Annotated in this window: 7 protein-coding genes; 5 read left to right on the forward strand and 2 right to left on the reverse strand. The window is 37.4% G+C overall.

Translation table 11 applies throughout. The annotated features are described in order from the left end of the window. Window positions 1-439 precede the first annotated feature (439 nt). Window positions 440-1,687, forward strand: a complete 1,248-nt coding sequence (locus AW17_RS22175) for an MFS transporter (RefSeq protein WP_036670683.1) — start codon at window positions 440-442, stop codon at window positions 1,685-1,687. A gap of 20 nt (window positions 1,688-1,707) precedes the next feature. Here AW17_RS22175 and AW17_RS22180 read toward each other — a convergent pair whose 3' ends face one another. Both AW17_RS22180 and AW17_RS22185 read right to left on the reverse strand, forming a co-directional pair. After that, on the reverse strand, window positions 1,708-2,688 hold the full coding sequence (locus AW17_RS22180) for a glycoside hydrolase family 43 protein (protein ID WP_029280261.1): 981 nt from the start codon (window positions 2,686-2,688) through the stop codon (window positions 1,708-1,710). A 1,093-nt stretch (window positions 2,689-3,781) separates the two neighbouring features. Next, a complete protein-coding gene (locus tag AW17_RS22185; protein ID WP_029280263.1) occupies window positions 3,782-5,152 on the reverse strand; it encodes a dipeptidase in 1,371 nt (456 codons plus the stop codon). A gap of 301 nt (window positions 5,153-5,453) precedes the next feature. Between AW17_RS22185 and AW17_RS22195 the strand changes: the two genes are divergently transcribed. From AW17_RS22195 to AW17_RS22210, 4 genes are all read left to right on the forward strand, one after another. After that, on the forward strand, window positions 5,454-6,428 hold the full coding sequence (locus AW17_RS22195) for an SGNH/GDSL hydrolase family protein (RefSeq protein WP_029280267.1): 975 nt from the start codon (window positions 5,454-5,456) through the stop codon (window positions 6,426-6,428). Between the two features lie 56 nt (window positions 6,429-6,484). Beyond that, window positions 6,485-7,039: a PH domain-containing protein gene (locus AW17_RS22200; RefSeq protein ID WP_051692041.1), complete on the forward strand. Its 555-nt coding sequence runs from the start codon at window positions 6,485-6,487 to the stop codon at window positions 7,037-7,039. Then, window positions 7,032-7,658, forward strand: coding sequence for a PH domain-containing protein (locus AW17_RS22205; RefSeq protein ID WP_029280271.1), 627 nt, complete (start codon window positions 7,032-7,034; stop codon window positions 7,656-7,658). The genes AW17_RS22200 and AW17_RS22205 overlap by 8 nt, the downstream gene beginning before the upstream one ends. Window positions 7,659-7,721: 63 nt before the next feature. After that, the gene (locus AW17_RS22210) at window positions 7,722-8,537 is read left to right on the forward strand and encodes a PH domain-containing protein (RefSeq protein ID WP_029280273.1); all 816 of its coding nucleotides are present in this window, start codon (window positions 7,722-7,724) and stop codon (window positions 8,535-8,537) included. Window positions 8,538-8,722 lie beyond the last annotated feature (185 nt).

The raw sequence follows: 8,722 nt of genomic DNA on the forward strand, positions 1-8,722 counted from the left end.
TCGGCGGCGGTGAGCCGAGGCAAGACTGCGCGAAGGGCAAGAATAGCGACCGCTTTAAGGTTCCCGCCTGTACCGGAATGACGAGAAGTATATCTCAAACTACCCCTCACCCAATCAATCCGTTGTTATAAATATCGATGATTCAAAGAACCGAGTTTACGAGCTCATGAATGCTGATAAAATAAACAACCCATGAATAATGAAAGCAAATCACAACGTTTCTATATGGTTTCGCCAGCTTTTGGCAGTTGTTGTAATCAGTAGTCAAAAAATGAAGCAAATCACAACACTGGCGGCATTTGATCGGTTTCCGGATGCAAATTTGTGAAAAATTATGGGATATTTTTTGCTCATCTTTTTTAATCTAAAAAGCGGATATTGAATTCAGATGATTAATTAATATCTGGCTTTTGCTATTTTTACCTCATCTAAATACAGCATGTTCAAACTTATTCTTAACACCTATAAAACATCATTCAGTGGCTTAAGCAGAGAAACCTGGTTATTGAGCTTTGTGATACTATTTAACAGATTCGGAAGCATGTCAGTTCCGTTTATGGGGCTGTTCGTTACCCAAAGTTTGCATAGATCGGTAACAGATGCAGGCTTAATCATCATTTTATTTGGTGTTGGTTCTGTTCTTGGCTCGGCAACAGGTGGAAAATTAACAGACATGATTGGCTTTCGCCCGGTACAGGTTTTATCCTCCATCGTTAGTGGCCTGTTATTTATTTTATTTTCTACCCTCACCCACTTTTATAGTCTTTGTATCCTGGCGGTTGTAATCAGTTTTTTCTCGGAGGCTTTCCGACCGGCCAATTTTACAGCAGTTGCCCACTATGCCGCGGAAGGTACTTTAACCAGATCATACTCTTTAAACAGGTTGGCTACAAACATGGGCTGGTCTATAGGGATCAGTTTTGCAGGTATAATCGCTTCTATTAATTATAGATTACTTTTTATTGTTGAAGGCGTTGTAAGTATTATTGTGGGTTTGTTGATCTTATCATTTTTACCACAGGTGAAGGGCTTTATCAAAAAAGCAAAGGAAACAGCCAATAATATGATTATTATGAAACCGTGGCAAGATGCTTTCTATGTAAAGTTTATCCTTCTCACCACAATATTTATTACCTGTGCCTTTTTAATGTTCAGGATTGTGCCCGTATTTTTTAAACAAGAATGGCATATTGATGAATTCGCCATCGGCCTTATAATCGGTATCAATGGCGCTGTTATTGCCCTTTTCGAGATGGTGATGATCAATAAAATTGAGGCAAAACGATCGCCCATATTTTTCATCATTATAGGTGCTGTTCTATTTTCGGCTGCTTATGTGATACTAAGTGTTCCAATAAGTCTTCACATTGTTATGGCGATATTAACCATCGTTGTTTTTACTGCAGGGGAGATGCTTACCTTACCTTTTATAAACACCATTGTAATCAGCAGGAGTAACGCGCACAACAGGGGACTATATGCCGCAGGCTATACCTTAAGTTGGTCCTTTGCACAACTTGTTGGTCCGTATCTGGGCTTTTTAGTAGCAGAGAATCTTGGCTATAACTGGCTTTGGTTGGGATTGGCGGGTATGCTTTTATTATGCACCTGGGGATTTAATACACTGAATAAAAAGCAGGCGAAAACTGTTTTACAAAAAAGTGAAGCGCAGCTGGAAATTGAATAAAATCTCCAGCTGAACAGCATTTATTTAACTTTCTGGGCTTTTACACCTTCATTTGTGATTTTTATAGGAAGAATGTTACCGTCTGCCTCAAACTTCATTTCATCAATACAGGTAACTCGATGATTGCCATCAGTTTCGGTTAATGGGCGACGGTGGTAAACAATGTAATATTGTCCTTTTTTCTCGTTAATAATTACAGAGTGATGGCCTGCACCGGTAGCAATGGCCGCATCCTGCTTCAATATTTTGCCAATCCGCTTAAACGGACCGAATGGCGAATCGCCAACGGCATAAGCTACTGAGTAATCGGGACCAGTCCAGCCGCCTTCGCTCCACATGAAATAATATTTACCATTTCTGATAAACATATATGGGCCTTCTACATAATTATCAGGCGTAATTTCTTTAAAAGTTGTACCATCTTCAAAAGGCAAAAAGCCAGTAAAATCTTTATTCAACTTTGCAATATTGCAGTGTTTCCAGCCACCATAAATTAAATAATACTGACCATCTTTATCCTTAAACACAAATTGATCAATAGGTTGCGCTCCATTATAAAACTTATCTACTAAAGGTTTCCCTAAATGGTCTTTATATGGCCCTTCTGGCTTGTCGGCAACAGCTACTCCTATTCCACCAATTTCTTTGTCATTCTGAATATCATTGGCACCAAAAAACAGGTAATATTTTTTATCTTTTTGAACAATTGCCGGTGCCCACATGGCTTTATTAGCCCATTTTATAGCAGCAGTATCTAAAATGTGGGGGTGTTTTTTCCATTTCACCAAATCATCTGAAGAAAAGGCATCTAAAAAAACCTGTTCTTTATACCTGGCCGAATAAGTGGGATAAACCCAATACTTATTGTTAAAAATAGCAGCATCAGGGTCTGCATACCAGCCTTTAAATATTGGATTTCCAGACTGATTAATCGTTTTAGTATCTTGAGCTAAAGAAGTAAGTCCAGATAAAAGTAAAAGAGATGAGAATAGATATTTCATGGCAGCAATTTAGAAAAAAATCCGTGGTAAAAAAATTAGTCCATTAGTTTAACCGCAATTACGGAAAGCAAAAGCGTAAGGCTGTTTAAAGATAGGTACGGTCTTCGACTCGGCTCAGACTGACAATATCTACTAATAATAAGCTCTGGTAAATGCAGAATGTATATTTAGCTTCAGGTTAAGCGCTAATATTGTCTAAAAGGGGTAACTAATTGTATAAAATCAATATTAATAACAGCAGAGAACATATTAACCACTAAGTCACAAAGAACGCAAAATTCAGTGCCTTTGTGATATACCGCCTAAAACCGAACCATATAAGACACATAAGTTACATATAAGCTTAATGCCTCATATGTTTCTTACATGCCTTATATGGTGAAAAATTATAATAATAGTAAAACCCTGAAACAAGTTCAGGGTGACGGACCGAGTGCATGACCATCATCAATAGCTATCGGATGCGAAAGGCCTTTTTCAGCCTATGTAGCAATCTTTATGGCAAGCATCACTAGCGTGAAAGATTGCTTCGTCGTTCCTCCTCGCAATGACGCCGATTTTTACAATCCATCAATGGTAGCCTCTTGAAGGATATATGTTTTTTATTTCGACTAATAAAGGTCTTCGACTCCGCTCAGACTGACCATATAAAGTTAAATTTATTTAGTGTTTTGGAAAGCAAAACCCCAAGCCAGTTGGTTAAACCGGTCCTGCCCTTCGTTTCAAATCCTCGGCCTCATGCTTCGGCCTGTGGGTTTTACACTACGGTCGGGTTTAGGTGGCAGGGCTACCATTACTATTCAGGGCTGCAGGATGCATAAATCCTCCTAGCAATAACAAGCCTTTCAAAAAAGAACTGCACTTTATCCAATAAACCCGACAGAGCTAAATAGCCCGGAATGGAGCGCAGCGAAATGAGGACTATAAGCGATGGCGGGGCTACAGCACCTATGAAAAACTACCCGTTCATTTACAAAAAATCAAGATTCGCTTTCAAAAAAAATCCCTGCTTATATTAAATAGGCAGGGATGGTCTTCGACTCCGCTCAGACTGACAAATATAATATTGTTCAGCCTGAATGCGTGGTTAAGCTTATTTGCTCAGCTCTGCGAAATATTTATGGAATAACGGCAAAGTCTCTATTCCTTTATAATAATTGTAGATATCATATTTCTCATTTGGCGAGTGTAAAGCATCACTATCTAAACCGAAGCCAAAAAGCACCGATTTAATACCCAATGCATCTTCAAACAAGGCCACAATAGGAATACTGCCTCCACCGCGCGTTGGAATAGCTTTTTTACCAAAACTATCTTCAATTGCTTTTTCGGCTGCCTGGTAAGCAATACTATCAGTTGGGGTTACCACTGGTTCGCCGCCATGATGAGGCGTAACCTTTACCTTTACATTTTTAGGCGCAATGCTTTCGAAATGTTTGGTAAAAATCTCTGCAATTTCTTCTGAGCTTTGGTGAGGAACCAAACGCATAGAAATTTTTGCATTGGCTTTACTTGGCAATACGGTTTTTGCCCCTTCACCAATATAACCGCTCCAAATTCCGTTTACTTCTAAAGTTGGACGGGTACCTGTACGCTCTAAGGTTGAATAACCTTTCTCGCCCCAAACTTCTTCGATATCTAAATCCTTTTTGTATTCTGCTTCGTCGTAAGGTGCAGAATTTAATGCTTTTTTCTCCTCATCTGTTAACTCAAGCACTTTATCATAAAAGGCAGGGATAGTGATGTGGTTATTTTCATCGTGTAATGAAGCGATCATTTTACAAAGGATAGTTGCAGGATTAGCTACTGCCCCACCGTAAACTCCAGAGTGCAAATCGCGGTTCGGACCAACTACTTCAACTTCCATGTAAGCTAAACCACGCAAACCGGTTTCGATTGACGGATGTTCCATACTAATCATCGAAGTATCAGAAATTAAAACTACATCGGCTTTTAAACGCTCGGCATTTGCTTTTACAAAAATACCCAGATTAGCAGAACCTACCTCCTCTTCGCCTTCGATCATAAATTTAACGTTGCAGGCCAAAGTATTGGTTTGCATCATCAGTTCGAATGCTTTTACGTGCATATAAAACTGTCCTTTATCATCGCAAGCGCCGCGGGCATAAATTTTACCATCGCGTACTGTTGGCTCAAAAGGTGGTGTATGCCAAAGTTCTAATGGATCTGCCGGTTGAACATCGTAATGACCATATATTAAAACAGTGGGTAAAGAAGCATCTATAATTTTTTCACCATAAACAATAGGATATCCTGCTGTTGGGCAAATTTCTACCTGATCTACACCTGCATCTTTTAATTTCTGCGCAACATAATCAGCTGTTTTTAAAACATCGCCTTTGTATTTCGGATCAGCACTTACCGATGGAAAACGCAATAACTCAAACAACTCATCTAAAAAACGTTGTTTGTGCGTTTCTACATAATTTTTAATCTCTTGCATAACAAAATGAATTTGGACAAATATAGGCTTTACCAAATAAAAAGGCACTTAAGCGCTTAATAAATTATCCCCATACCAGTGTAAAATTTTGCTTATAGCCACACGGTTAATGGGTTTAATTATTTTTTTAAGATCCAAAATCAGGGTTCTATTTTTTAAACTTAAAACGCGTCTTTTAACAAATACAAAAAAATGATTTAATGTTTGTAAAAAAATATAGCACAGCATTAATTATATCTACTTTTTTGTAAATTGCGCCAATAACAGATATCCTTAAATCCTGTACGAAAGAATTTTAACAATGAAGTTTAGCGCAAAAGTATTTCTATCTCTGCTGCTGCTTCTTGTTGTCCGCATTTCTTCCTTAGCTCAAGGAACACCCGCTACCCGAGTAAGTTGCCCAGAAGCAGCCCAATATTATTCGAAAGACAGTATAAATATTGTAACCTTTGGAGCCAGTACTGTTGAAGGTGTTAAGGGATTGGGGTTCCAAACCATGCTGCAGAACAACTTTTTGAATTGTTATACCAATAAGATAGTCGACATTACCAACCATGGTATCGGCGGCCAGACAACCTTCCAGGGATTGCTCAGAATTGATAATGCAATAGCCAATAGAAGCGGCTTTATTGTAATTGATATGGGCATTAATGATGCCGTTGCAATGACTACTGGTAAAGGAAGTGTAGCCGAAACCGTTGCTAATATGCGGGTATTGATTACGGCAAGCCTTAAACAGAAATTAGTTCCAATTTTATGTACACTCCAGTTTGTTGATGATAGAACCATTAAAAGTTATGTTGCTGTAAATACCCATATCAAAAGCCTTAATACAGCCTACAGAAAATTAGCTGCAGAATATAAAATTTATTTAGCTGATGTAAATGCAGCAATGCGACGTGATTTTTCGCTTTATCAGGATGCCTTTCATCCAAATGCACGCGGTTACAAATTAGTGAGTTATGTAATTTTCGATGCCATTAATAAAGCAATTTTTGATAAATTCTTAAAATTTACCGTTTCTCAGAATTACCCTAATCCTGCAGCTATGCAAACATTTATTGATGTTGTTTTGCCCGAAACGGATAAAATTAATATTCAGATTTTTGATTTAATGGGCCGCTTGGTTAAAACAGTAGTAAATGAATACCTTAATACCGGAAAACACACCTTAGAAATCAACACCTCTACCTTTGTTCCTGGCATTTATTTCTTTAAAATCTCTTCCGATTCTGGTCAATACAATTCTGCAAAAAAGTTTATTGTGGCCAGGTAACAAAAGATTTAAATATTAGTCTATTTATAGATTAATAATGTTTTATACCTTTAACCATGACTACTGAGACATTTTTCACCAATGAAGTTATTGATCTCGATCTTCTTCCAAAATACGAAGAAATTCAGTTAAGCCGGCCACACCCCGATTATTGGAAAATCATCTGTATTAATCTACTGATCTTTTTTGGCCTGCTGGGAATAGCTGTTGGTATACTCCTGTTCTTAGTTGATGAAGTAAGAACAAACGCCAAATGGATTATCCCCCTTTATTTAGCTTTATTTGCCATCTTTTCGCTACTTTTTCGCGCCAGTTTTAAGAAACGGGGGTATGCCATCCGCATACATGACGTAATATACAAAAGTGGCATTATTGCCGAATCGACAACAATTGTTCCTTTAAACAGGATTCAGCATATCGAATTAAATGAAGGGATTTTTTCCAGAATATATAAACTGGGATCATTACAGCTATTTACTGCAGGTGGCCAAACGGGGCATATCCATATTTCGGGGATTGCAATTGATGATGCCAAGCGTATCAGGGATCTGCTTTTGAAAAATCTAGACCTGCTTGAAAATCCAACAACAGAATTGAATGCCAATGAATAACGATTTTAGTAAACCGCAGCGGGAATCGGCCTTTGGTATCATTATAATGGGTGCTCATACCATGCTAAAAATTGGTAAGGCGAGTTTTTTCTTATTCATTATCGCCTTTGTAAAGATGTCGAGCACTTCTTTCACCTACCTGATATTGGGCATTTCTGCGATAATTGTATTCAGTTTTATATTTGCTTATTTATGGTATTTGAAATTTACGTTCTTTTTAGATAAAGAAAAGCAGGAATTTGTGGTGAATAAGGGCATATTCAACCGCGATCAGGTAATTATTCAGCTTGATAAAATACAGCAGGTTAACATTAACCAGAATATTCTGCAGAAAATTATCGGCGTTTATGGGTTAAAAATCGATACAGCCGGTGCTCATGGAGAAGAAGTAAGCATAAAAGCAATTGACGAAACTTCCGCCTATAACCTTAAAGAACATTTATTAAATAGAAGAACCGTAACTGAAACACAATCGGAAATTGAACATAAAAACCACAAGCCAGCAGAAACACCATTTTTAAGAATAAGTGCATGGACTTTGTTTAAAGTAGGACTAACCTCTAATTATGGACAAAGTTTAGCTTTACTTACTGCTTTTTTTTACACCGTTATTTATTAAGGCAGGCAACTGCTTGATGCTTTTAAAATTAATAAAGATGAAATTCAGAGCACGGTAACGGGTATGTTAACCATTGTTACAATTTTTATCTTAATTGCCTGCCTTTTAATTGTACTGTTAATTATTAACCTGGTTAGAACCTTTTATAAGTATTTCGAGCTGGAAATTAGCGAACATAAAAACACACTTTTACTCTCTTCAGGGCTAATTGCCAAGAAAAATACCTTGATTAGTCCGAATAAAGTCCAGATTACCAAATACAGCCAGAATTACTTTCAGAAAAAGATGAATATGCTAAATATGAGTTTAAAGCAGGCTCATTTTGGTCAAAGTAAAAAAGGGCATGAAATGCAGGGAAACACTTTGGAAATTCCGGGATGTAATCCTGGCGAAAGGGATGAATTGTTAAAAATGATATTGGGCCAAACACCGTTAAAGTCAAAAACTTTTATCCCCGACTGGCGTTTTTTGAATTTACCTATTTTCTTTAAACTGATTTTGCCTTTGGTGGCATTTTTAATTATTGCGTTTAACGTTCCTGAGGTTAAGCCGTATATCGGCGTATCAATTGCTTACTTAATCATTGGTATTTTGATGATTTACATCAGTTATCGCCGACATCAGATTTCAGTAAGCCAAGATTTCATCATCAAAACCAGCGGGATTTGGGATATTTCGAATGAAATTGTAAAGCCAAATAAAATTCAGGCCATTACCACTTTTCAATACCCTTGGCATAAAGGAGTGGATGTTGGCCACCTCACTTTACACACGGCTGCGGGTCAGATTCATTTTAAATATGGAAATTATACCGAAATTAAACAGCTGGTAAATTACTGGCTATATCAGGTAGAGCGTAAAAATGAGAATTGGATGTAATTTTAAAGAAAAAAACAATTAATAACCTGAGTTCGATTATTAAATCTCATTTTGTGGCGTTTTAATCAAGTTTTCTGTTAAGACGGTCGTCACCCTGAATTTATTTCAGGGTCTTTCACGCTAAAAAGATGCTGAAATAAATTCAGCAGGACGATAAAGCGGGATTAGGCGTAAATAAGATATAA

Origin of the sequence: Pedobacter borealis DSM 19626 (genome assembly GCF_000708285.2) — a bacterium.
Lineage (GTDB): Bacteria > Bacteroidota > Bacteroidia > Sphingobacteriales > Sphingobacteriaceae > Pedobacter > Pedobacter borealis.

Excerpts from the sequence above, each read along its gene's own strand:
- AW17_RS22175 (WP_036670683.1), top strand. The coding sequence starts at position 440 with ATGTTCAAACTTATTCTTAACACCTATAAAACATCATTCAGTGGCTTA.
- AW17_RS22180 (WP_029280261.1), bottom strand. The coding sequence starts at position 2,688 with ATGAAATATCTATTCTCATCTCTTTTACTTTTATCTGGACTTACTTCT.
- AW17_RS22185 (WP_029280263.1), bottom strand. The coding sequence starts at position 5,152 with ATGCAAGAGATTAAAAATTATGTAGAAACGCACAAACAACGTTTTTTA.
- AW17_RS22195 (WP_029280267.1), top strand. The coding sequence starts at position 5,454 with ATGAAGTTTAGCGCAAAAGTATTTCTATCTCTGCTGCTGCTTCTTGTT.
- AW17_RS22200 (WP_051692041.1), top strand. The coding sequence starts at position 6,485 with ATGACTACTGAGACATTTTTCACCAATGAAGTTATTGATCTCGATCTT.
- AW17_RS22205 (WP_029280271.1), top strand. The coding sequence starts at position 7,032 with ATGAATAACGATTTTAGTAAACCGCAGCGGGAATCGGCCTTTGGTATC.
- AW17_RS22210 (WP_029280273.1), top strand. The coding sequence starts at position 7,722 with ATGTTAACCATTGTTACAATTTTTATCTTAATTGCCTGCCTTTTAATT.